This window comes from Pseudomonas sp. B21-028 (assembly GCF_024749045.1).
Lineage (GTDB): Bacteria > Pseudomonadota > Gammaproteobacteria > Pseudomonadales > Pseudomonadaceae > Aquipseudomonas.
The window spans coordinates 341930-365760 of sequence record NZ_CP087184.1 but is presented as its reverse complement, the minus strand read 5'-3'; the positions used below and the strand labels follow the sequence as shown (position 1 = coordinate 365760).

Below are 23831 nucleotides of genomic sequence, written 5' to 3'. Positions count from 1 at the left end.
AGGGGCGCGAGCGACAAACAGAAACACGAGAGACGATATCACTGACGGGGTGTTGCCCGACCTGTCGGGGTTAGACATGTCCATACAAGTGACGGAAGCAGGTTTTGCCATCAGCCAGAAACAAATGTGGGAGCGAGCCTGCTCGCGATAGCGGTGGATCAGTCGAGTCATCATTGACTGACCCACCGCTATCGCGAGCAGGCTCGCTCCCACAGGATCACCCGAAACCGATGGTTCCGGGATCGCCTCGATATTGCTTAGTGGAACAACACCGCCGTCTTCTGCAGGGTCACCCACACACCCCATGCCAACGGAATGCCCACCACCAGCCAGGCGGCGACCGCCAGGAGCTTGGTGCCCGGTGCGGCTTTCCATTCCAGCGAAGTGCTGCTGTCGGCGCCTTTGTCATGGCCCAGCGCCTGTTCGGCGGCCAGTTCGGCATCGGTCATGAAGTACTTGTCGGCGACCGGGCGAACCATCAGGTTGCACAGGAAGCCCAGCACCAGCAGGCCGGCGAGGATATACAGAGTGATGTCATAGGCCGCGGCACGTTCAACGCCGATGCTCAGCTGATATTCACGCAGGTAGTTCACCAGTACCGGCCCCAGCACGCCGGCCGCAGCCCAGGCGGTCAACAGGCGACCGTGGATAGCGCCGACCATTTGCGTACCGAACAGGTCCGCCAGGTAGGCCGGCACAGTGGAGAAACCGCCGCCGTACATCGACAGGATGATGCAGAACGCCGCCACGAACAGCGCGATGCTGCCCAGGTGACCGAGGTTCGGGATCAGCGAGTACAGGGCAACACCCAGGGCGAAGAATACAAAGTAGGTGTTCTTGCGACCCAGGTAATCCGAGAAGGATGCCCAGAAAAACCGTCCACCGATGTTGAACAGGCTCAGCAGACCGGTAAAGCCTGCCGCGATCGTCGCAATCTGGCCCAGCTGGGCAGCGTCCAGTTGGCCGAAAGGCAGGTCGTTGCCGAGCAGCTTGCCGCCGAACACTTCCTGCAACAGTGGCGAAGCCATGCCGATAATGCCGATACCCGCGGACACGTTCAGGCACAGTACCAGCCACACCAAAACGAACTGCGGCGTTTTCCAGGCCACGTTCACATGAACGTGGCGATGGGTAATCATCGAACTCGCGGCTTTCTTCGGCGCAGGAGTCCAGCCTTCAGGCTTCCAGCCGGTCGGTGGCACGCGGTACGACAAGGCACCACCGATCATGAACACGAAATAGATCGCGGCCATGACCAGGAAGCTCTGCCAGACGCCTACACCGGTCGGCGAAGCGAAATGGTTCATCAGCGCCGCAGCCAGCGGAGCACCGACCATCGCACCGCCACCAAAGCCCATGATCGCCATGCCGGTCGCCATGCCGCGCTTGTCCGGGAACCATTTGATCAGGGTGGACACCGGGGAGATGTAGCCCAGCCCCAGGCCGATACCGCCGATCACGCCGGAACCGACCCACATCAGCCAGATCTGGTGGGTATAGATACCCAGCGCGGAAATCAACAGACCGCCGCACCAGCACAAGGCCGACACGACACCTGCCTTGCGCGGTCCGGCGTGTTCCAGCCAGCCGCCCCAGATGGCTGCCGAGCAACCCAGGAAGATGAAGAACAGGGTGTAGATCCAGCCGAGCATCGAAATCGGCCAGTCGCATTGGGACGAAAAGATTTGCGAGATGAAGCTCATGTCCGGCGCGCAAGCCACCGGTTTGGTGATACCCAGGGCCTTGGACAGCGGCAACCAGAACACCGAGAAGCCGTAGGCCATGCCGATGCAGAGGTGAATGGCCAGCGCAGCCGGTGGAACCAGCCAGCGGTTGAAGCCGGACTTGGCGATGATACGTTCCTTGGAGAGGAACGCAGGCTGGTCGGCAATGCCGCCGGCCGTAGTGCTCGTGCTCATAGTGTATCCCCCAATTGTTAGAATGGTCCGCCAGCCATGCTTCACCCTCAGCCTTATTTGCACGCAGGCTCGGCTGTATTTTCTGGTGAGGCTCCTATTGGTGTGACATCACGTCGCAGAAGGACGGGCGAACGGGTAAAGGTTACCATTTGCGCGTGACAGAAGAACCAAAGTGATATCACCTTTTTCATGTCATCAGTCTTATCGCGCCCCAGTTTGCTTTCTGTAGAAAGAAAGTCATTTATTTTTCAGGAATTTACATGCCCATTGTTGTCGAGCAGCTGATTGAAGCCACCGGCCAGGATTGGCAGGACCTGCATAAGATCTACCTGGACGCCCCGCCCTGGCTGCTTGAGCCATCCGGCGATGCCTCTCGATTGATCCAGGATTACCTGCAAGATGGCTCATTGATCGCAGCGCGCTTCAATGATCGACTGCTTGGCGCCGCACGCCTGCAACGGCACCAGAACGTCTGGCACTTGTCACAGATGTGCGTACGGAGCCTGACCCGTCGCCGTGGCGTAGCGCAGCGATTGGTCGTCGAAGCGCAGCGGATGGCCCGCCAAGAGAACGCCGAACTGCGGTTGCTGGCCCCCGCCGGACATCTGATGGCCCAGGCCCTGGCAGCCAAGTTGAAGCTGGCGCTGGACGAAGGTTGAGAGCCGCGGAAAACGATCACCCAACGCACCAGCAATCCACGGCGTTATACTCGCAGGCCAAATTCTGAACTCAACCTACAAGGACTCGCCCATGAAAGCGTTCGGCAAAATCCTGGGTCTGGTACTTCTCGGGCTGTTGCTGATCATTGTGGCCTTGGGCTTTGCCCTGACCCACCTCTTCGATCCCAACGACTATAAGGAAGAGATCCGCCAGATAGCCCGTGACAAAGCCCACATTGAACTGACCCTCAATGGCGACATCGGCTGGAGCCTGTTCCCATGGTTGGGTCTGGAATTGCACGAAGCCAGCGTCGCTACGCTGGCCAACCCGACACAACCTTTCGCCGACCTGCAGATGCTCGGTCTTTCGGTACGGGTAATGCCGCTGCTGCGTCGGGAAGTACAGATGAGCGACGTGCGGGTCGAAGGCCTGAACCTGCGCCTCAACCGTGACAAAAACGGCCACGGCAACTGGGAAGACATCGGCAAGGCCCCCGCATCCACAACCACGGCGGGCACGACGGCACCAGCCGACCAACCTGCTCCGCCCACCAGTACCCCGGTGGAAAAACCAGCCCAGCCGACCCGCCTGGACATCGACAGCCTGACCGTGAACAACGCCCGGGTCGAATACACCGACGAACAGACCGGTAAGCAGTTCAGCGCAGAAAGTATCCAACTGAGCACCGGCCCGGTCCACGATTCCACCAACATCCCGGTCAAGCTGACCGCCTTCCTGTCCAGCAACCAGCCAGCCGTGCGCGTGCGAACCGAGGTCACCGGCGAACTGCGCTTCGAACGCGCCTTGCAGCGCTACAAGTTCGAAGACCTGAAGTTGTCCGGCGACGTCACCGGGGATCCGCTACAGGGCAAGATCCTGAATTTCAACGCCCAGGGGCAGCTATTCCTGGACAGGGCAGCGAACGTAGCCGAATGGACCGGCATCAAGCTGTCCCTGAACCAGCTGCGCGCCTTGGGTGAACTGAAGGTCAACGACCTCGACAAGACGCCGCAGTTGAACGGCGGCGTATCGATTGCCCAATTCGACCTGGCGAACTTCGTCGACAGTATCGGCCAGAAACTGCCGGCCATGGGCGAAGGCAGCCTGACCAAGGTCGAACTGGCCAGTCGTATCGCCGGCACCCCCACCAGCGTCGAACTCAACAACATCACTCTGAAGGTCGACGACAGCAGCTTCACCGGTCGCATCGCCGTGGAAGACTTCGCCAAGCAGTCCCTGCGCGCGCAACTCAAGGCCGACACGTTCAACGTTGATCGCTATCTCCCGCCAAAGTCCGCCGAGACCAACAGCGCCAAGGCCGCCCGCGAGGCGGAAGTCAGCAATACCGAGGCCAGTGCCATGGCCGGCGCAGGCACCACCCCGTTGCCGAACGCTCCGACCCAGGGCGCCTGGAGCAACGACCGACTCTTTCCGGTGGAACGCCTGAGTAAACTGGACCTTGATGCCGACCTGACTTTCGGCCAGCTGATCCTCGACAAGCTGCCGATCCAGAATGCGGCCCTCAAGGCCAGCGGCCAAGGCGGCTTGCTGACCCTGGAGAACCTGCGGGGCGATCTGTTCAACGGCAACTTCGAAGCCAAGGGCACGCTGGATGTACGCCAGCCCACGCCACAGTTGAGCCTGCAAACCCGGATCAACCGGGTGCCGGCCGAGAAAATCATCGAGAGCCAGGGCAAGAATCCGCCGGTCAGGGGACTGGTGACACTCAACAGCGCCGTGACCGCCAGCGGCAACAGCCAGAAGGCCTTGGTCGAAAGCCTCAACGGCAACGCCGGATTCGTCATCAACGACGGAGTGCTGCTCAACGCCAACCTCGAACAGCAACTGTGCAAAGGCATCGCCCTGCTGAACCGCAAGAGCCTCAGCGGCGAACCCCGGGGCAAGGACACACCGTTCCAGCAACTCGACGGCAACCTGACTTTCCGCAATGGCGTGGCCAGCAACCCGGACCTGAAAGTCCGCATCCCAGGCATGACCGTCAACGGCAACGGTGACATCGACCTGCGCGTGCTTGGCATGGATTACCGCGTCGGCGTCATCGTCGAAGGTGACAAGAGCGACATGCCCGACCCGGCTTGCCAGGTCAACGAACGCTACGTCGATGTCGAATGGCCGCTGCGCTGCCGTGGCCCGCTGGAACTCGGCGCCAAGGCGTGCCGCCTGGACAACGACGGGCTGGGCAAGGTCGCGGCAAAACTGGCCGGCGACCGTCTCGGCGACAAAATCGACGAGAAGCTGGGCGACAAGGTCAGTCCCGAGCTGAAAGACGCGCTCAAGGGGCTGTTCAAGCGATGAGAGCCGAGCAGTTTTCCACCGCCGTCCTGGACTGGTTCGACCGCCACGGACGTCACGACCTGCCTTGGCAGCAAGACATCACTCCGTACCGGGTGTGGGTCTCCGAGATCATGTTGCAGCAGACCCAGGTCAGCACCGTGCTCAATTATTTCGACCGGTTCATGGCCTCGCTGCCGACCGTCGAAGCCCTGGCCACCGCGCCGGAAGACGAAGTGCTGCACCTGTGGACCGGCCTGGGCTATTACACCCGTGCGCGCAACCTGCAGAAAACCGCGAAGATCGTCGTCGACCAGTACGGCGGCGAATTCCCCCGGGATGTGGAAAAACTCACCGGACTGCCGGGGATCGGCCTGTCTACCGCCGGCGCCATCGCCAGCATCAGCATGGGCCTGCGGGCGCCGATCCTCGATGGCAACGTCAAGCGGGTGCTGGCGCGCTTCACGGCCCAGGAAGGCTACCCGGGCGAACCCAAGGTCGCCAAACAACTGTGGGCCACCGCCGAGCGCTTCACCCCACAGGATCGGGTCAACGCCTACACCCAGGCGATGATGGACCTGGGAGCCACACTCTGCACCCGCAGCAAGCCCAGCTGCCTGCTCTGCCCCCTGAAGTCAGGTTGCGAAGCCCACATGTTGGGCCTGGAAACCCGCTACCCGATCCCCAAGCCGCGCAAGGAAGTCCCCAAGAAACGCACGCTGATGCCAATGCTGGCCAACCGTGAAGGCGCCATCCTGCTTTATCGTCGCCCTTCCACCGGCCTGTGGGGCGGATTGTGGAGCCTGCCGGAACTCGACGACCTCGACGACCTGCAACACCTGGCCCTGCAACACTCCCTGGAACTGGGCAAGCACCAGGAAATGCCCGGCCTGGTACACACCTTCAGCCACTTCCAGTTGGCAATCGAACCCTGGCTGGTCCAGGTCCGGGAAAACGGCCATCACGTGGCCGAGGCCGACTGGCTCTGGTATAACCTCGCCACCCCGCCGCGCCTGGGCCTTGCCGCCCCGGTCAAAACCTTGCTCGAGCGCGCGGCCGCCGTATTGAACGCAGGAGAGCCGTCATGACCCGCACCATCATGTGCCGTAAATACAAAGAAGAACTGCCCGCCCTGGAACGAGCCCCCTTCCCGGGTTCCATCGGCCAGGACATCTACGATAACGTCTCGGCCAAGGCCTGGGCCGACTGGCAGAAACACCAGACCCTGCTGATCAACGAAAAGCGCCTGAACATGATGAACGCCGACGACCGTAAATACCTCCAGCGCGAAATGGCGAAGTTCTTTTCCGGCGAAGAATACGCCAAGGCCGAAGGCTACGTGCCGCCGTCCGAATAAGCTGTCCGGACCGGGGGCGAATCGTAAGCGACGGTAATAATTAAATATTTTTTGAAAACTTGCTTGACGCCCCCCTGAAAAACCCGTTTAATGCGCCCCGTTGCCCAGATAGCTCAGTCGGTAGAGCAGGGGATTGAAAATCCCCGTGTCGGCGGTTCGATTCCGTCTCTGGGCACCAAATACCGAAAACCCCGATCAAGAAATTGATCGGGGTTTTTTATTGCCTGGAATTTTGTCGATCTGCCTGGCTTTGTGAGCGCTCCAAACCGACATCAGTGTATATGCAGGAATCGCCCGGTCTCGAACCTCTGCGCGCCCGCATCTACATCGATGGCTACAACTTCTACTACGGTTGCCTGAAGGGAACCCCATACAAATGGCTAGACCTGCTGCCATTGTTCGAAAAGCACGTATTACCTTCAGCATTGGTCAAGGACAGCAACAACCTCGTTCGGCAATCAGCCCTGCTTACCAAGCCCAACGCCAAGACGGGGCGTAGATATCTTCCCGGATCGGGGCAGGTCCCCTTGCCGCGGTGCCTTCCTCCACCCCACGGATTCAGCTAGATTCCGATCTCAGTTGTTTCCTCTCTCCCATAGAAGAGTCGTCATGGACATCACCGGCATCCCCTTTGGCACCACCGACTGGTCAACCATCGAACCCACCGAACACAAAGGCATCACCGGAACGGCGTATTGGCGGACCCGGCAGTTCGGGAACATCCGGGTGCGGATGGTGGAATACACGGCGGGGTACTTGGCCGACCACTGGTGCACCAAGGGGCACATCCTGTTTTGCCTGAAAGGCGAGTTGAACACCGAGCTGGAGGATGGACGGCACTTCGTGCTCAAGCCTGGCATGAGTTACCAGGTGGCCGACCAGGCCGAGCCCCATCGCTCCTCGACGTCCCAGGGTGCCACCTTGTTCGTGGTGGATTGAGGTTCGAAGCATTGGCCTTGAGGCTGTAGGATATACAGCCTTATTTCACCTCAGGAATCCGGCCCATGGCATCGGCGAACAAACAGCAGAAACGTAACCAGCGCGCCAAGGCGAAAGCCAAGCAGAACCGCGTTCAACGTGCCGCTGCGCCGAACGACTTCCTGGACCCGAACGATGAGCGCATCGACCTGGAAACGGTGGATCTGTCCGATCTGTTCAACCAGATGCGCATTGCTGAAAAACTCAGCCAGCAGGCCATGTGCGCGGCCTTCCTCGGGCATCCACTGCTGGCGCTGGTGCTGGAGCAGGAAGGTGAAGAAGAAGCCACGGATTTCATTTTTACCGCCTTGATCGAATATCGTCGCCTGACCACGGGTGTTGACGAGCAAACCGCGCTGGACTGGGTCGAAAGCCCCCAATTCCAGGCCGATTACGTCGCGGCATCCCGGGAGCTGACGCAAGCGTCTGATTAACTTCGTTGCCTACGAAGCTGCCCGGTCGAACTGGGCAGCCTGCGTCAGAATTTTCCGCACACCGACACTTTCTTCGGACAGCACCTACAGGTTCTGACGCAACTGACACAACCCCGCCTCAAACCGATCCTGCATGAATCCGTCGCTTTTCATCCAGGCCAATCAGCCTCGTCCGGCATCATCAAAATACCGATTGGAGCATCCTTTTTTGGACCGCCCACCACTTCGGCTGATACTCGATGAGTCCACTTTTGCCCCAAGACGATCCAAAGCTTGCGCCGCTGATCAACGAACTCGGTGAGCTGATCCAGCAGGCACGCCGTAAAGTGCTGCGCGCCGTTGATACGCTTCAAGTACATACCTGCTGGCAGATTGGACGGCATATCGTTGAATTCGAGCAGGGGGGAGCAGAGCGTGCAGCTTATGGGAAACGGCTGCTGCCAATTCTGGCAAAAACACTTACGGCGAAGTTTGGTAAAGGCTTCGATGCCTCGAATCTGCGTTATATGCGGCTTTTTTATCAGGCATTTCCAAAGTGTGACGCACTGCGTCACGAATTGAGCTGGACCCATTACCGCACGCTTCTACGGGTGGAAAACGATAACGCCCGGCATTGGTACATGAACGAAACCGCCACGCAAAACTGGTCCACCCGCGCCCTGGAACGCCAGATCGGAACCTTCTACTACGAGCGCCTGCTGGCAAGCCGCGACCGGCCCAAGGTAAAGCAGGAGGCCTCGGACAACCTGAAAGCCCTCGATCTCGGCCCAAGGGATATCGTCAGGGATCCGGTCGTCCTGGAGTTCCTCGGGCTGCCCAATGCCGGCCTCCTGCTGGAAACCGATCTGGAACAGGCCTTGATCGACCAGTTACAGGGTTTTCTCCTCGAACTGGGCAAGGGCTTCGCCTTCGTTGCTCGTCAGCAGCGCATCAGCACCGAGAGCAAGGACTTCTACATCGACCTCGTCTTCTACAACTATCTGCTCAAGTGCTTTGTGATTGTCGACCTCAAGCGCGGCGAACTCAGCCATCAGGACATCGGCCAGATGGACATGTATGTCCGCCTCTACGATGACCAGAGGCGCGGCCCGGACGACAAACCCACCGTTGGTATCATTCTCTGTGCGCAGAAGGACGAGTCGGTAGTGCGCTACTCCGTGTTGCAAGGCAACGAACAACTTTTCGCCAGCCAGTACCAACTTGTACTCCCCACAGAAGAAGAGCTACGCAATGAACTGGATCGTGAGCGGTCGCGACTTGAGGAACAAGCATCGGGCACAGCGGCTGAAGGCAGCTGACCCCCTTACGCTGATCTGGAAGTGCGCTCCAAGGCATTATCCGAGTCCGAAGCGGTAAACTATCCGTCTAACAGACCACCGCCCCTGCCGAAATGGCTTGAGCCGGACATTGCCACCTGACGAATTGGAAACCGAAGCCCGATGGCCTCACTGAATAAGCAACAGAAACGCGCCAAGCGCGCCAAGGACAAAGCCAAGCAGATCCGCATGACCGGGCGCAAATCCATACCAATGTATGGCGACCCGGCCCACGCTACCGCTCAGCCACCCGTCTACGTACTGGAGTTGTTCGCCAAACTGCGGGAAGCCGAAGCCGTCAGCCGAAGCGAACTGCTCGACACGCTGCTTTCCTCCCTGAGCGTGATGATCAGCGAACGCCCGGGCCTGCTGGACCTGAAGAACGCCGAGAACGAAAGCATGGCGGCAACCAACCTGGCCGCCGACATGCTGGTGGATTACCGCATGTGGGCCGACGACATGGACCGCGAAACGGCACAGCGCTGGCTCAGCACCCCCGAATTCATCAAGGACTTCGGCGAAGCGCTGGATCGTTATCGCCAATCGATGGAAGAGCCCGCCGGCGAGTAAGCCGATTGGCTATTCGTCACCGTTCCAATGGAACACCAGATTGCGTGCGGCCCCGCTGCCTATGTCGGCGGTGTCGCGCCGCTCTTCGCCATTGCGTGTCGCCATCACGGTGTACTTGCCCGGCGGCAGTTGCACATAAACCAGCGGCCCCGCCTCGTCCAGCGTCAGCAGCGTTTGCCCGGATGCGTTGTGGATCGTGACGTGCACATCAGGGATGTATTTGTTTTCAGGTCCGACCGCGAAGGTCATGTGCAGGTTGTAGCCCTGCGCCTGCCCGATGGCCCGGGCCTCGTCCTCGCCAATACCACCGGATAGGTAGGTGATGCCGTTTTGCTGTAGCGGCTGAACCTGTATGCCGGCGTTGTCTATCGGTGCGAGGTTGGTGGCGTTGAGCATGATGGGGAACAGCAGTGCACCAATTGCGATAAGGCAATGGAGGGTTTTCATGATGGCAACTCCTGATTCTGGAAAGCCATCTCATTTGATTGCTTAACCAACGTTCGGGTTTAGATTAATTGGAAGTTGGCTCGAAGACGGTTTGGAATGAAACGCTCATCCGGTTAACCCTTCCAACCCCCGCCCAAAGCTGGCACCATCGCGCCTTTTTTTACGCGACTCCCCGGGATTTTCACCGGCAAACACGGTTCAAACAGCCGTTCGGTTGTTGATGGCGCGACAGTCTGCTGTGCCGATGCGACAAGCTGCCGCACATCACCGGTTTACCCCCCGTAGCGCTGTTGGCTGCCGTTCGGACGCATGCTAGCTTGGCCGCCTCGCCAGGAAGGCTGCCAACAGCAAGGGAGCACATATCATGAGGACCGCACATGGCCCAGGCCACGCCCGCGCTTGAAATTCGCAACCTGCACAAACGCTACGGACAGTTGGAGGTGCTCAAAGGCGTCTCGCTGACCGCCCGCGACGGCGATGTGATCTCGATCCTGGGCTCCTCCGGTTCCGGCAAGTCCACGTTCCTGCGCTGCATCAATCTGTTGGAGAACCCCAATCAGGGCGAGATCCTGGTGGCCGGTGAAGCGCTCAAGCTCAAGGCCGCAAAAAACGGTGAACTGGTGGCCGCTGACGGCAAACAGATCAATCGCATGCGCAGCGAGATTGGTTTTGTGTTTCAAAACTTTAATCTCTGGCCTCACATGAGCGTGCTCGACAACATCACCGAAGCCCCACGCCGGGTGCTCGGCCAGAGTAAGGCCGAAGCGGTTGAAGTAGCCGAAGCCTTGCTGGCCAAGGTCGGCATCGCCGACAAACGCCACGCCTATCCCGCCGAGCTGTCCGGCGGCCAGCAGCAACGTGCCGCCATCGCCCGCACTCTGGCGATGCAACCCAAGGTGATCCTGTTCGACGAGCCCACCTCCGCCCTTGACCCGGAAATGGTCCAGGAAGTACTTAATGTGATCCGCGCCCTGGCCGAAGAAGGTCGCACCATGCTGCTGGTGACCCACGAAATGGGGTTCGCCCGTCAGGTTTCCAGCGAAGTGGTGTTCCTTCACCAGGGCTTGGTCGAAGAACAAGGATCGCCACAGCAGGTCTTCGAAAACCCGCTTTCGGCGCGCTGCAAACAATTCATGTCCAGCAACCGCTAACGGAGCAGTGCATATGCAGACTTATAAGAAATTCCTTTTGGCCGCAGCCGCCAGTCTGGTGTTTTCGGCCAATGCCATGGCAGCCGAAAAGCTGAAGATGGGCATCGAGGCGGCTTACCCGCCGTTCAACAACAAGGACGCCAGCGGCCAGGTCGTGGGCTTCGACAAAGATATCGGCGACGCCCTGTGCGCCAAGATGAAAGTCGAATGCGAAGTGGTTACCTCCGATTGGGACGGCATCATCCCGGCCCTGAACGCCAAGAAGTTCGATTTCCTGATTTCCTCTCTGTCGATCACCGAAGAGCGCAAACAGGCCGTGGACTTCACCGACCCGTACTACTCCAACAAACTGCAATTCATCGCACCGAAGAATGTCGAGTTCAAGACCGATAAGGATTCGCTCAAAGGCAAGGTCATCGGGGCCCAGCGCGCGACCCTCGCCGGCACCTGGCTGGAAGACGAGCTGGGCAGCGACATCACGGCCAAGCTCTACGACACCCAGGAAAATGCTTATCTGGACCTGACTTCCGGCCGCGTCGACGCGATCCTGGCGGACAAATACGTGAACTACGACTGGCTGAAAACCGATGCCGGCCGAGCCTATGAATTCAAGGGCGATCCGGTGGTGGAAAGCGACAAGATCGGCATCGCCGTGCGCAAGGGTGACGACGAGCTGCGCAACAAGCTGAACGCCGCGCTGAAAGAAATCGTTGCCGATGACACCTATAAAAAGATCAACGACAAGTACTTCCCGTTCAGCATCTACTGATGCGAACGCGCCTGGGCTGCGCTGCTGCATTGCAGCGCAGCCCCTTAGCAAAGCCTGCCGTGATATGAACACATACCCATGATGATCGACCTCTACGGATTCGGCCCGGCGCTTGCCGCCGGTGCACTGATGACCGTCAAACTGGCGCTCTCGGCCCTGTGCCTGGGACTGGTGCTCGGCCTGCTCGGTGCTCTGGCCAAGACCTCTGCCCACAAGCCGTTGCAATGGCTTGGCGGCACCTATTCGACGCTGGTCCGTGGCGTCCCGGAATTGCTCTGGGTGCTGCTGATCTACTTCGGCACCATCAATCTGATGGGAGCCCTGGGCAAGTACTTCGGCAACCCGGACCTGACCCTCAATCCTTTCTCCGCCGGTGTCATCGCCTTGGGCCTGTGCTTTGGTGCCTACGCCACGGAAGTGTTTCGTGGCGCGATCCTGGCGATCCCCAAAGGTCACCGCGAAGCCGGCCTGGCCCTGGGCCTGTCGAAGTGGCGAATCTTCACCAAATTGATCATGCCGCAGATGTGGCGCATTGCCCTGCCCGGCCTGGGCAACCTTTTCATGATCCTTATGAAGGATACGGCCCTGGTGTCCGTGATCGGCCTTGAAGAAATCATGCGCCACGCACAGATTGGCGTGACCGTGTCCAAGCAACCGTTCACCTTCTACATGGTGGCCGCGTTCATGTACCTGGGCCTGACAGTCCTCGCCATGACCGGCATGCACCTGCTGGAACGACGCGCCGCCCGCGGCTTTGCCAGGAGCACCCAATGAACTGGGAAGTCATTATCAAGTGGCTGCCGAAACTGGCCCAGGGCGCGACCCTGACCCTGGAGCTGGTCGCCATAGCCGTGATCGCCGGCCTGCTGCTGGCGATTCCGCTGGGCATCGCCCGCTCCTCGCGCTTGTGGTACGTGCGGGCATTGCCCTATGCCTACATTTTCTTTTTCCGCGGCACGCCGCTGCTGGTCCAGCTGTTTCTGGTCTATTACGGCCTGGCGCAATTCGATGCCGTACGCAGCAGCGCGTTCTGGCCATACCTGCGGGACCCGTTCTGGTGCGCTACCGCCACCATGACCCTGCACACCGCGGCCTACATCGCCGAGATCCTGCGCGGCGCGATCCAAGCCATTCCAAAAGGCGAGATCGAAGCCGCCCGGGCCCTGGGCATGTCGCGGCCCAAGGCGCTGTTCTACATCATGCTGCCGCGTGCCGCGCGCATCGGGCTGCCGGCCTACAGCAACGAAGTGATCCTGATGCTCAAGGCCAGTGCCCTGGCGAGCACCGTGACCCTGCTGGAACTCACTGGCATGGCCCGCACTATCATTGCCCGGACCTACCTGCCCGTGGAGATATTTTTCGCGGCCGGCTTGTTCTACCTGGTGATAGCGTTCCTGCTGGTGCAAGGCTTCAAACAGCTGGAACGTTGGCTACGCGTCGATGCCTGCCAGGGACGCTGAAGCCAACGTGCTGACGGGCGCAGCGTTGCTCGCCCGCTTCATCGAGCTGGATGAATTTCTCACGGCACACCAGACGCTGTGGAAACCTCGCCCGTTTACCCACCTGCAACTGCCTTGGGAAGCGCCCTATCCAGAGCTCGCCCAGTGGCTACGCCGGCGTTCGCTGGAAGACGCGGAAAACGACCATCACCAGCCCTGGCTGATTGAACATGCCCCAGCGCCGTTTCCGCAATTAGCGATGCGTTCCCGCGCATTGAGCGCCGTCGCGGAATTACCCGGCAGACGGCTCGAGGCGCCAACCCAGCGCCTCAACGTCGACGTGCCCGGGCGCAAATGGCAGCAGATCGAGGCCTTCGCCAGTCGCCTGCAATTCACCACCGAACCAACCCATTGGCTCGACTGGTGCGCTGGCAAGGGCCACCTTGGCAGACGTTTGCTGCAACGTGATCAACAACTGACCTGCCTGGAATACAACTCTGCATTGGTCATTAACGGCCAGCAACTCAGCCAACGTCACCACCTGGCCGCCACGCATCTGCAACAAGACGTATTGGCACCGGAGGCAGCCCAGGCGATTCATGCCGAGCACACTCCGGTAGCCCTGCACGCCTGCGGTGACCTGCACGTCCGGCTGATGCAACTGGCCAGCGCCGCCGGTTGTGCCCAGCTGGCGATTGCACCCTGCTGCTATAACCGCATCGGCGCTGACTATTATCAGCCACTGTCCGACGCCGCCCGAGGCTCCGCCCTACAGTTGGCCGTCGACGATCTCGGCCTGCCACTGACCGAAACCGTTACCGCCGGGGCCCGTGTGCGCAGACAACGGGATCAGTCCATGGCCTGGCGCCTGGGTTTCGACCTGCTGCAACGGCAGATCCGAGGCCATAACGACTACCTCCCTACCCCCTCGCTACCCACCGCGTGGCTGGATAAATCCTTCGCCCAGTACTGTATTGATCTGGCAGCCCTGAAAGACCTCTCCATCATCGGCGCGCCGGATTGGGCCGCCTTGGAAGCAGCGGGTCGTCAACGCTTGATCGAGGTGCGTAACCTGGAATTGGTGCGCGGTCTTTTCCGACGACCGCTGGAACTTTGGCTGGCGTTGGATCGAGCACTTTTCCTTACGGAAAAAGGCTACAACGTTCGCCTTGGCACTTTCTGCGAAACACCCATTACGCCGCGCAACCTGATGTTACTGGCAGAGCGTTGCCAAGGTGAAACAGCCTGTGGATAACTCTGTTGATGGAATATGCCGGGATCCAATAAATTCGCGTTTTCTTGAGCAATTCACAACTGGTCATTTTTTGGTCATCAAAATAAAAAACCATTAAAACAGTCATTTGCAAGCAAATGAGAAAGCTGTCACAAAATCGCAAGACGCCATCCGTCCAGTCGTGTCCGTTGTGCATAAGCGCCCAAGCAAATCGGCATAACGGTTGAAAAGTCAGGGCTGGAAATGCACTGGCAATCACATCCCTACCAGCGCCAAACAGCTCGAGGCCAGCTACAGGACATCCCGAACAACCGACCTGCCGGGCCTTGTATAAACCACGAAAACTCCTGGTTCGCACCCGACCTAAGGTCCCGGCAAAAATAGTCAGAATTCAGGGGTTTACAGAAATCACTCAATCGCTATAATCGTCGCCCACACGCCGGTATAGCTCAGATGGTAGAGCAACTGACTTGTAATCAGTAGGTCCCGGGTTCGATTCCTGGTGCCGGCACCATACAAGACGAAGCCCTCGCAGAAATGCGGGGGCTTTGTTGTTTCGGGGTGTTCACTTTTTCTCCACTACCTGAAAACCCTGTGGGAGCGAGCCTGCTCGCGAAGGGGCCATCCCTACCCGTTACAATTTCACTTCACCATGAAGTTGACGATCTTCCCCAGCTACCTATAATGCACCCCAACACACCCGCCAAGCCTAGGTTGACCCAGTCAGCAAGCTCAAATCGTGCGGGTTTTTTTTGTCTGGAGAAAACTACATGAGGCCCTTCGACAAGCCGGCCCTCAGCGTAGAACAGCAATTGGAACTGCTAAAGCAACGAGGTCTGCACGTCGTCAACGATGACCGGGCCATGCGTTTTCTCGAAGTGGTCACGCTGTTTCGCCTGAGTCCCTATATGCGCCCCTTCCAGGAACCAGACCCTGAACACACCTTCAAACCCGGTAGCACCCTGAAAGCAGTCGTCAACATCTACCGCTTCGATGGTTCTTTGCGGCGTATAACCATGGACGCCATCGAATGTGTCGAAGTCGCCATACGAGCGACTATCAGCAATCACATGTGCCCTAAATATGGTCCCGATTGGATAGTTGATGCGTCGATCTTCTCCTCGTCGTACCCCCATCTTGAGCTGTTGCGCCCTTTGCGGGAGCAATTAAACAAAGAGAGCAAAAAACTCAGACGTGATATCGAGCGTATAAAAAATGGTCGACAGGCCAATGGCGTCCAGCAGCAGCGGATCGAAAACCGGATGCGCGATAACTATTTCCGATACTACGGAGCAACCTACGCCTACCCTGAGCTGCCGCCCGCGTGGGCGGTCTTGGAAGAACTCAGTCTTGGGACGGTATCTACCCTCTTCAATGCCATAGGCAGAAGTGCCGATAAGAAAGCTATCGCCGTAAGATTCAATCTGCCCTTCGATGTATTGGCCTCCTGGCTACACACCCTGACTTTCATTCGAAACTGCTGTGCCCATCACTCACGACTATGGAATCGAGAGCTCTCGATTCGACCCGCATTGCCCAAGGAATGGGTCATCCCAGTTGCATCTGCCGACGGGCCTCAGCCCAAGCAGCGGCTATACATCGTGTTGACGATGCTGGCCTATCTTACCGACTTAATCAGTCCGGACAGCCAGTGGAAGCTTCGCCTGGCCAAAATCATGGACCGGCAAGAACCGGGTTATTTGAGACTCATGGGGTTTCCAGATGATTGGAAACGTCAGCAGCAATGGTGTTTGGAATAGGGAGGCCAGAAATACGGCCCCCTGCACCCCACGCCGCCACGCAGAGGCTTCGTTGGTACTCGTTATTGATTATTCTGCAAAAAATCCAGAATTGCCTGAATGGTAGCCTGCGGTTTCTCTTCCAATACCCAATGCCCAGTATTCTGCAATATCAACGAGTTTGGCTGAGCGCTGATATGGCTTACCTGGTCGGCCAAAGTCTTGCCTCTTGAATGATCGCCGCCGATGGTGAGTACAGGAATCGCCAGTTTGTTCTGGGCGAACGCTTGATTGTCATTTGCGTCACTTTCCACCCAAGCTGAATAAAGTTTGAACGCCGCCTCCATCCGTCCAGGCCGGGAGTAATCCATTACCAGTGCGTTGCGCACCTCATCATTAACTTTAGGATTGCCTTTATATACAAAGTCGTCAAAGAACATATCCAGATAATTTTTTTCCTGCCCTCGAATCATCTTTAGAGCGGTTTCGCCGAAGAAGCGAAAATGCCATTTACTGGAAATACCATTCGCTGGATTGCCGTTATAGGGGATTTCCCACCCGGGAATGCCCGGGATGAATCCATCCATCAAGATGATATGTTTGGTTTCCTGTGGATATTGCGCCCCATAGGCATAGGCGATGATCAGCCCCATGTCGTGACCGATAACGTCTACCCGCTCCAGCTTCAGGACGGCAACCAACTCATGAAGGTCGCGCGCCATATTCTTTTTATCGTATCCACCCTTCGAAATATCCGTTTCCCCGGCGCCACGATAGTCCGGAACGACAGGCGTATAGCCCTCGCGCAGAAGCCTTACCATTAATGGCTCCCAATTTCGCCAGCTTCCCGGAAATCCGTGAATCAGCAGAACCGGCCTTTCGCCATTGCCACTCACCAGGTAGTGCATGCGGACACCGTTTACATTTGCGTATTCACTTCTGAATGTCGCACCGTCAACAACGATATTACTGTTCGTCGTAGATGGCACGGTTGCGTCTGACTGCTCGGAAATTGCGGATAAAACCAAGGAAATGGCTGAAAAAACAAACTTGCTCATCCTGATCACCTTACTTGAGCCAGACGATCCGGAGCGTTACTCCGCACCTTGATTCCCGAAACTAGGCAGATCGATCAAACGTTAGCGACGGGTCTGAAAAAATTAAACGCTTATCGGGTACTAGCAGCGTGCGCGGTTTCGTGATTAGTCGACACTGTCAGGAATGACAGTTCCGATAAGCGGCGGGAGGGTGTTATTTAACAACCCGACATGGCAACGCACATCAGTGCATTTTTAGTAGTGCAGTCATGATTTCACTCCTATAGAAAAATGTAGCTACGTTATAGCCACGCAGAAAACATGGGTCACCCTGGTAAATTTGATCAAGCGTTTTTCGCCTGAACAGAGATAAGCGAATCCGCATACCGGATTCAGTCCCCAGTTACTTCCTGTCATGAACTTTTCCTGCCAGCACCGCGCCCCGATTGCAGCCAATCCCATCGGCATCTACCCTTCGAGAGTCGCTGCCAATTCAGCGACCGGGCGTAGGAACCCGAAGTAATCAAGGCGCAACAGCAGCGCCCCGCGTATGATTGCAGGCGCTTTTTTTGTGTCTGCAATCATGCGTTATGGCGGCTGTGTGCGGGACACCTTCGGGTGTGCCGGGTACCTTGATTCCCGGTTTCCTACCCTGCGCATGGCCGCCACCCAATCCCGTAGGAAGGACGGTTGCGGCTCTCACAGTCAAGGAGCCAGACTATGCCAAACCCGCTGAACCTAAAGACCCCAGGCCTAACCCCCTTCTCCTTCCACTCCGACCGCCCACTCTTTCGCATCGCCAGCGGTGTTCCCATCGGTGAAGCATTGTCCCATGCCTCCGATCTGCTCCACGTTGCCAAACTGCTGGCCGAAGACGCAGCGATGATTCGCAGCACTGACCGTTACGCCTGGGCATCGTGTTATTTGCAGGATATGAGCAAGGCGGTAATCGACGATGTGGTGAAAGTGCTGGAAGCACCGGGAAACATCTCCTTCTAAACCAGTAAACCCTGCAACGCTGCTCGATTGATGAGAGCAGCATTGCACGGGTATGGACTGTGAGGAACCAAGTTAAATCGCCTGCAAATCTCGCAAAGCCTCGGAGTGCTGAGTCGCGACTCGCAACAACGTCCGCGCCGCTTACATCCACAAGGCCGAGTTCATTGAGGAGCGCAGGCTGATCATGAACTGGTGGAGCTGGTACCTGGAGGCCAACCGGCAGGAGCATGTCACTCCACACGAATTCGCCAACCAGATTGGAGATAACGTTACTCGGATAAAGGCGAAGCCTGGCATTGGCGCAGAGAGGAGGAGTTGATATGGATATCTCAACCGCACAAAGCATCAAGCTCGCCATTGTGTCGGCAACCGGACTATCTAAAGACGCGCTGCATATCTATTTGGGCATGGCGGTCTATTTGACGTTGATCGTTGGCACCCGACGATTCAGGCCATACCTTGGCTGGCTGGTTGTTTTAATCATTGCGTGTGCTGGCGAGTGGGTGGGTCGGCGAGACGATATTGGAAGCTTCGGATACTGGCGTTGGCAGGCAAGCGCTCACGATGTTCTCAACACGTTGTTTTGGCCGACGGTGCTGACACTGCTTTGGCTTTTAAAGTGCCGCAGTAAAGTAAGCGTACATCCGTAAGACTCTCGCAATCTGCTCTGCCACGCGGGTCCATCTAAACAGGGCTGCAAAGCCGCCCTGTTTAGATGGACCTCACTTAAAAAATCCAAAGCCCACGCAACTGTCTGTGGAAACCACTGATTTCCACCGATGGATAATTTCATCCACAGCCGCAAAACTCCCGAACATTGGAGCCTTGCACCAAATTATCCACAGGCGTAGAAAAGATCGGGCAAAGCGCTGTCTTTGACAGCAACCCAGGTAGCCAGAACCTTTAAGGCTACGCCACACGGTGGTGGTTCTCCCAAAGTGCGATTAGCGTCCGGCGGCTCGCACGGTCACAGCAATGTGATGGATGCTTACTTTTACCAGTGTGCCCACTGCGGCAACTCATCCCCTTGTATAGCTGCCCTGCAGCAACCTATCCGCTTGGGCATTTTCCTTGCGCCAACCTGCGCCCGTCTCTTTCTCCCGGAAAGAGACGGGCGCTCCTACCGCTGCTGCAGCCCAACTCGTACAAGGCTTTGCGGCATTCCCCCTCGTGACAATCGGCGTGACAAATACCGAAGTCACCAGCAACAGCGATGCAGATGATGGTGCTGCAGCCCATGGAATGGACTGCACCTGACTGACAGTCAGGCATGCCCCGTTCATCGCATCGCTGCCTTCACCCGATTCAGGATCTCGCGGCGCTGGTCTCGTCACCCAGTGCAGCCTCCACCCGCCCACTTCTGCCGAAGTGCTCAGGAGGCCAGATCATGAGATGCCCAGGCTCCCGGTCGTAAAAGAGCCGCCAGTCCCGCGTTAGTGGACAACCCTCACAGGTCGCAGGGGCCTTGATCCCTGATAACACTCAACATCCATGGCGGGATGACGTGGGGAAGTTTTAAACGTTTTGGCTTCGAGAGGAGCTCTATCGTGGCACTAGTGGGCGGGCGAGGTGGACGCAATTTTGGCTATGGTCGGCAACTGAGCTATGCCGGACCGCAAGAATTGAAAGATCTGTTTGGCGGTGGGCACTACGGGACCGTCAAAGCACACAGTGATCGGTGGCAGGCGTTTGTGCGCTGGTGTCGTTCAGAGGATGGGCCGGTGTTTAACGATGCGCGGCAGATAGATCGGCAGACTTTGCTGGACTATGCAGTACATCTGCGCCACCAAGTTGAACAAGGTGAATTCGCCATTGCCACCGCGCAGAACCGATTGTCCAGCGTCAACCGGACCATGGCAGCGCTTCGCGGTGATCAGCACATGAAAGTACCGAGCCCGAGCAAGGCACTGGGAATGCGGCGCACTTCCGTCCGAACAACAGCCCCACAAGGCCAAGAACGTGAGCGAGTAATGCGGATTGTCGCCGCGCTTTGCGAGCAGTACCCACACGCCGCAGCGATTGCGCATTTGGCACGAGCCACTGGGATGCGCATGCGCGGGGCCATTTTGGCGGACCTTTCACGTTTCAAACATGAAGCCGAACAATACGGCAAAATCAACATCCAGGAAGGCACCAAAGGTGGCCGTTCGGGCGCCTCGGCCTCTCGGTGGATAACAGTGGATGAGTACATCCGCGACGCACTGGCATTCGCCAATCAAGTCTCGCCTGACGGTAGCCACAACCTACTCGCGCCAAACGAAAGCTACCTCGACTTCCAGAAGGGAATGGTCCGCCCAGCTCGACACGTCCTCCACATGCACAACGTTAAAGGCTTCCACGAATTGCGAGCGGCGTATGCGTGCGAACGCTACGAGGAGATTACTTTGCAGCCTGCCCCTGTGAATGGTGGATCTTCTGCTAGAAAAAACAGATGTATTGATAGATTTGCCCGAGAACAAATCAGTTACGAGTTAGGGCATAGCCGCATTGACATAGTTTCTGCGTACATTGGGGTCATAGGATGAGCAAGCCGTTCAATATGCAGCTTTTCCTATCGGGGCGACTCGTCGGGTCTCACTCAACCAGAAAACGCCACATCACACAAGCGAGCAAAATGCAAGAAGCAATCGCCGCTCGATGGGGTCTTCGTTCTCCATGGTCCTGGAAAGCAAAACATTTTCACTGGTTCCTAACTCGCGAGATCAGTCACCACGCCCCTGCAACCCAGTATTATTACCGCCTGACCGCAAAACTCATTTGCGAGCGACTTGGAAAAACCGAGGATTGGAAAAACCTTGCCGTGAACCTTTCGATAGACAAACCGGTAAAGCGAGGTCAAAACACGCTAGGCAGAAAGCCCGGCGTCAGCCAAAATAGGACAGAACCGGCTGAGGCTCCACAAAAGCCAGCTCCTAAAATTAGCCCCTTAAATTGCATTGGCTAATAAGTATATGCGAGCGGCCTTTAACTTGGATATTGCCCTGATGAAGCTTCACCCTAAAACCAAAGAACTCAATTTCAGCGCATTCCAAGCCAACAACAAAAAATCAAAGCTATTTATTATTTATCATCCGTCGAACGAGGCCTTATGAGCTAATGGATCTTAATGCCTTCAACATCAATTTAGGTGCAACAGAAGCCATTGCACTCGACGCGAAGAGCGAAATTTCGGCCGCATATGAATATGATACGACACTAGCCCTCGAGTCAATAATCAAAGAATATGCTTCCACCGGAGAGTCTCAAACTCTATCCTTTAGAAGTCTAGTATCTTGGATAAAAGTTGGTGAACGCGCTACTCATTATATACATCCTTACCCCGCTAAATTATTACCTCAAATAGCGCACTTTTTCCTTGCTGCAAGGGGTTATTTTGGAAAAGGCATAAAAGTACTCGATCCGTTTGGCGGAACCGGAACTGTTGCGCTAGAAACGCTATTATCTGGCAATGAAGCCTATTATTCCGACGCAAACCCACTTGCCAGACTTATAGCAAAGGTGAAAATAACAAGAATAGATCCTAGCGCCTTAACTTCTGAACTAGAGATCATAAAATTTAGCTACAAGCAGTCTCGAGCGAAGAAAGCTCCTGATGTAGTCAACCTAGAAAAGTGGTTTACCCCGGACGTAATACGTGGCTTGTCGAGATTAAAGTCTTCAATCGAAAAAATTGAAAACTTAGATATCAGAGATTTTTTTCTTGTCGTATTTTCTGCCACTGTCAGAAGATCTAGCAATGCTGACCCTAGGTTATCAGTTCCGGTTCAGAGAAAACCGTCCAACGTTAGAAAAAATGTTAGTGCCATTGAAATTTTTTCACAACAGGCAGAGTTAAGCATTCAGAGAATGAATGCGCTCATCAGTTTAAGCTCTGAGGATTTCAAATCACACAATGTCGGATTTGATGCTAGACAACTAAAAAAACCAGCACCTTGGAATAGTGAATCTCAGAAGCAGCTAGCGGAGGGCACTATAGATTTAATTATTACATCTCCCCCTTATGCTGGCGCACAAAAATACATAAGGGCTTCTAGCCTAAGTCTTGGATGGCTAGGAATGGCCGGTAGCGGCGATCTCAAAGGATTAGAGAATCAAAGCATAGGCCGAGAACATCTTCCTAAATCAGTATGGAGCACGTCATTCGTTTCTTCCGTTCCAGCTGCGAATGATTTAATCGTAAGAGTAAGGCAAAAAAACCCCCTACGAGCAGCCATCATAGCAACTTACATAAACGAGATGGAATCTTGCATTGCCGAAATGTCACGGGTGCTCGCCGAAAACGGTCATCTTGTTTTAATTATCGGCAATAATGAAGTTTGCGGCGAGATATTCTCGTCCTCTGAATATTTAACTACGATAGCCGAGAAGCATGAGTTAGTACCAGTATTGAAGGCCGTAGATGAGATAAAATCACGCGGGCTGATGACGAAAAGAAATAAAACCGCAGGCTTGATCTCTCGTGAATGGGTGATATTGTTTAAGAAAGTTTCAAGCAAGGACGTGAAATGAACAGCTACTTCTCGAGCAATACTGAGGAAACTGCAGGATTATTGAAACAACGTATCACAATACTGAACGAGAGGGCATGGGAGCATAAGCTAGATAACGATGCTATAAATCGATGGTTAGAAAACTTTACAGGGCGAACAGGTCTTGACCCGGAGACTGAGCGCATTCATGCACTGTATCTATTGTCGCAGTTCATGTATTTCGGCAGTAGGGAAATACGCGTACTCTTGCGCGCAATTTATAACGATCTATTTTTAGCACCATTAATTCAGGAAACAAGGCAAGCTCTCGGCAATACAAGAGATCTTGGTCAAATATCTCAAGCTCTAAACGTAGAAATCTCAAAAACACGTTTTCTTGGCGTAGGAAACCCCTCAGAAAGCGGCGTCCATCTTCTTTATTATTTCAGACAAGAAAACAGCCTCTCTAAACTGCAGTTCGCGGATAACGCACAAATCATAACCAGGGATCAAAAGACTCAACAAAGGGTCTTGCGATACTCTGAAATAGAACGTTACGTATTCGTCGACGACGTATGTGGGTCGGGCGAAACAGCTGTGCGATATTCAAATGATTTTCTGAAAGAAATGCTAAGTTTAAGTGACAAAGTTAAAATTTATTACTTTTGTTTATTTGCGAATGCTGACGGAATGAAGGTTGTAAGAGATGACAGCGCTTTCGGCAATAATTGCGGAGCGGTCTACGAGTTCGACAAGTCATACAAATGTGTGGACAACGACTCAAGATATTTTAAATCTACACCAAGCGGGATTGATCTAGCTTCAGCTAGAAAAGTCACGGATATATATGGCGAACTATTATGCCCGAGACATCCAAGAGGTTACTTAGATAGCCAGATGCTGTTAGGGTTTACTCACAACACACCAGATAATACGCTTCCTATAATCTGGATGGATTCGGAAAATCACGCAGGCGCAGCTTGGACCCCGGCATTTAGACGATATCCGAAGGTGTAAAATT

The 23831-nt window shown here is 56.1% G+C and carries 22 protein-coding genes, 2 tRNA genes and 1 pseudogene; 22 read left to right on the top strand and 3 right to left on the bottom strand.

Annotated features, from left to right (window positions below):
- Nucleotides 1-257 precede the first annotated feature (257 nt).
- The gene (locus LOY35_RS01670; protein ID WP_258629967.1) at nt 258-1919 is read right to left on the bottom strand and encodes an OFA family MFS transporter; all 1662 of its coding nucleotides are present in this window, start codon (nt 1917-1919) and stop codon (nt 258-260) included.
- 260 nt (nt 1920-2179) lie between these two features.
- Here LOY35_RS01670 and LOY35_RS01665 point away from each other — a divergent pair, with 260 nt between their 5' ends.
- The 9 genes from LOY35_RS01665 to LOY35_RS01620 all read left to right on the top strand — a co-directional run bounded on the left by LOY35_RS01665 (nt 2180) and on the right by LOY35_RS01620 (nt 9526).
- Nucleotides 2180-2578: a PanM family protein gene (locus tag LOY35_RS01665; RefSeq protein WP_258629966.1), complete on the top strand. Its 399-nt coding sequence runs from the start codon at nt 2180-2182 to the stop codon at nt 2576-2578.
- Nucleotides 2579-2669: 91 nt separating this feature from the next.
- Complete coding sequence (locus LOY35_RS01660; RefSeq protein ID WP_258629964.1) at nt 2670-4895, top strand: AsmA family protein; 2226 nt, start codon at nt 2670-2672, stop codon at nt 4893-4895.
- Complete coding sequence (gene mutY, locus LOY35_RS01655) at nt 4892-5959, top strand: A/G-specific adenine glycosylase (RefSeq protein ID WP_258629963.1); 1068 nt, start codon at nt 4892-4894, stop codon at nt 5957-5959. Before LOY35_RS01660 ends, mutY begins: the two co-directional genes overlap by 4 nt.
- On the top strand, nt 5956-6228 hold the full coding sequence (locus tag LOY35_RS01650; RefSeq protein WP_258629961.1) for an oxidative damage protection protein: 273 nt from the start codon (nt 5956-5958) through the stop codon (nt 6226-6228). Before mutY ends, LOY35_RS01650 begins: the two co-directional genes overlap by 4 nt.
- Before the next feature lie 102 nt (nt 6229-6330).
- Nucleotides 6331-6406 (top strand) — tRNA-Phe (locus LOY35_RS01645).
- Nucleotides 6407-6837: 431 nt separating this feature from the next.
- Nucleotides 6838-7167 carry a DHCW motif cupin fold protein gene (locus LOY35_RS01635; RefSeq protein WP_258629960.1) on the top strand — a complete coding sequence of 110 codons (330 nt, stop codon included), beginning with the start codon at nt 6838-6840 and terminating at the stop codon, nt 7165-7167.
- A 65-nt stretch (nt 7168-7232) separates the two neighbouring features.
- Nucleotides 7233-7640, top strand: a complete 408-nt coding sequence (locus LOY35_RS01630; protein WP_258629958.1) for a hypothetical protein — start codon at nt 7233-7235, stop codon at nt 7638-7640.
- Nucleotides 7641-7879: 239 nt separating this feature from the next.
- Nucleotides 7880-8938 (top strand): YhcG family protein, encoded by a 1059-nt coding sequence (locus LOY35_RS01625; protein WP_258629956.1) that lies wholly within the window; start codon nt 7880-7882, stop codon nt 8936-8938.
- Nucleotides 8939-9079: 141 nt separating this feature from the next.
- Nucleotides 9080-9526, top strand: coding sequence for a hypothetical protein (locus LOY35_RS01620; RefSeq protein WP_024778043.1), 447 nt, complete (start codon nt 9080-9082; stop codon nt 9524-9526).
- Between the two features lie 9 nt (nt 9527-9535).
- Here the strand turns inward: LOY35_RS01620 and LOY35_RS01615 are convergent, their stop codons facing one another.
- Nucleotides 9536-9973, bottom strand: a complete 438-nt coding sequence (locus LOY35_RS01615) for a carboxypeptidase-like regulatory domain-containing protein (protein WP_258629954.1) — start codon at nt 9971-9973, stop codon at nt 9536-9538.
- 377 nt (nt 9974-10350) lie between these two features.
- Between LOY35_RS01615 and LOY35_RS01610 the strand changes: the two genes are divergently transcribed.
- From LOY35_RS01610 to LOY35_RS01580, 7 genes are all read left to right on the top strand, one after another.
- On the top strand, nt 10351-11124 hold the full coding sequence (locus LOY35_RS01610; protein WP_024778039.1) for an ABC transporter ATP-binding protein: 774 nt from the start codon (nt 10351-10353) through the stop codon (nt 11122-11124).
- Nucleotides 11125-11137: 13 nt separating this feature from the next.
- Nucleotides 11138-11893 carry an ABC transporter substrate-binding protein gene (locus LOY35_RS01605; protein WP_258629953.1) on the top strand — a complete coding sequence of 252 codons (756 nt, stop codon included), beginning with the start codon at nt 11138-11140 and terminating at the stop codon, nt 11891-11893.
- A 78-nt stretch (nt 11894-11971) separates the two neighbouring features.
- Nucleotides 11972-12667: an ABC transporter permease gene (locus tag LOY35_RS01600; protein WP_258629952.1), complete on the top strand. Its 696-nt coding sequence runs from the start codon at nt 11972-11974 to the stop codon at nt 12665-12667.
- The gene (locus LOY35_RS01595; protein ID WP_258629951.1) at nt 12664-13353 is read left to right on the top strand and encodes an ABC transporter permease; all 690 of its coding nucleotides are present in this window, start codon (nt 12664-12666) and stop codon (nt 13351-13353) included. Before LOY35_RS01600 ends, LOY35_RS01595 begins: the two co-directional genes overlap by 4 nt.
- The gene (locus LOY35_RS01590) at nt 13334-14587 is read left to right on the top strand and encodes an SAM-dependent methyltransferase (RefSeq protein ID WP_258629949.1); all 1254 of its coding nucleotides are present in this window, start codon (nt 13334-13336) and stop codon (nt 14585-14587) included. The genes LOY35_RS01595 and LOY35_RS01590 overlap by 20 nt, the downstream gene beginning before the upstream one ends.
- A 417-nt stretch (nt 14588-15004) precedes the next feature.
- Nucleotides 15005-15080, top strand: a tRNA-Thr gene (locus tag LOY35_RS01585).
- Nucleotides 15081-15336: 256 nt separating this feature from the next.
- Entirely contained in the window at nt 15337-16326 is a 990-nt protein-coding gene (locus LOY35_RS01580) for an Abi family protein (protein ID WP_258629948.1), read from the top strand.
- Nucleotides 16327-16388: 62 nt separating this feature from the next.
- Here LOY35_RS01580 and LOY35_RS01575 read toward each other — a convergent pair whose 3' ends face one another.
- A complete protein-coding gene (locus LOY35_RS01575) occupies nt 16389-17363 on the bottom strand; it encodes an alpha/beta fold hydrolase (RefSeq protein ID WP_258629945.1) in 975 nt (324 codons plus the stop codon).
- A 699-nt stretch (nt 17364-18062) separates the two neighbouring features.
- On the opposite strand from LOY35_RS01575, the gene LOY35_RS01570 reads away from it, so the two are divergent.
- The 6 genes and pseudogenes from LOY35_RS01570 (at nt 18063) to LOY35_RS01540 (ending at nt 23827) form a co-directional block, all read left to right on the top strand.
- Complete coding sequence (locus LOY35_RS01570) at nt 18063-18341, top strand: DUF3077 domain-containing protein (protein WP_258629944.1); 279 nt, start codon at nt 18063-18065, stop codon at nt 18339-18341.
- Nucleotides 18342-18462: 121 nt separating this feature from the next.
- Nucleotides 18463-18660: pseudogene (locus LOY35_RS01565) on the top strand (integrase); the annotation flags it as partial.
- A gap of 1 nt (nt 18661) precedes the next feature.
- Nucleotides 18662-18991, top strand: a complete 330-nt coding sequence (locus LOY35_RS01560; RefSeq protein ID WP_258629941.1) for a hypothetical protein — start codon at nt 18662-18664, stop codon at nt 18989-18991.
- An 897-nt stretch (nt 18992-19888) separates the two neighbouring features.
- The gene (locus LOY35_RS01555; protein ID WP_258629940.1) at nt 19889-20866 is read left to right on the top strand and encodes an integrase domain-containing protein; all 978 of its coding nucleotides are present in this window, start codon (nt 19889-19891) and stop codon (nt 20864-20866) included.
- Between the two features lie 571 nt (nt 20867-21437).
- On the top strand, nt 21438-22850 hold the full coding sequence (locus LOY35_RS01545) for a hypothetical protein (protein WP_258629938.1): 1413 nt from the start codon (nt 21438-21440) through the stop codon (nt 22848-22850).
- Complete coding sequence (locus LOY35_RS01540; protein ID WP_258629934.1) at nt 22847-23827, top strand: hypothetical protein; 981 nt, start codon at nt 22847-22849, stop codon at nt 23825-23827. Before LOY35_RS01545 ends, LOY35_RS01540 begins: the two co-directional genes overlap by 4 nt.
- Nucleotides 23828-23831 lie beyond the last annotated feature (4 nt).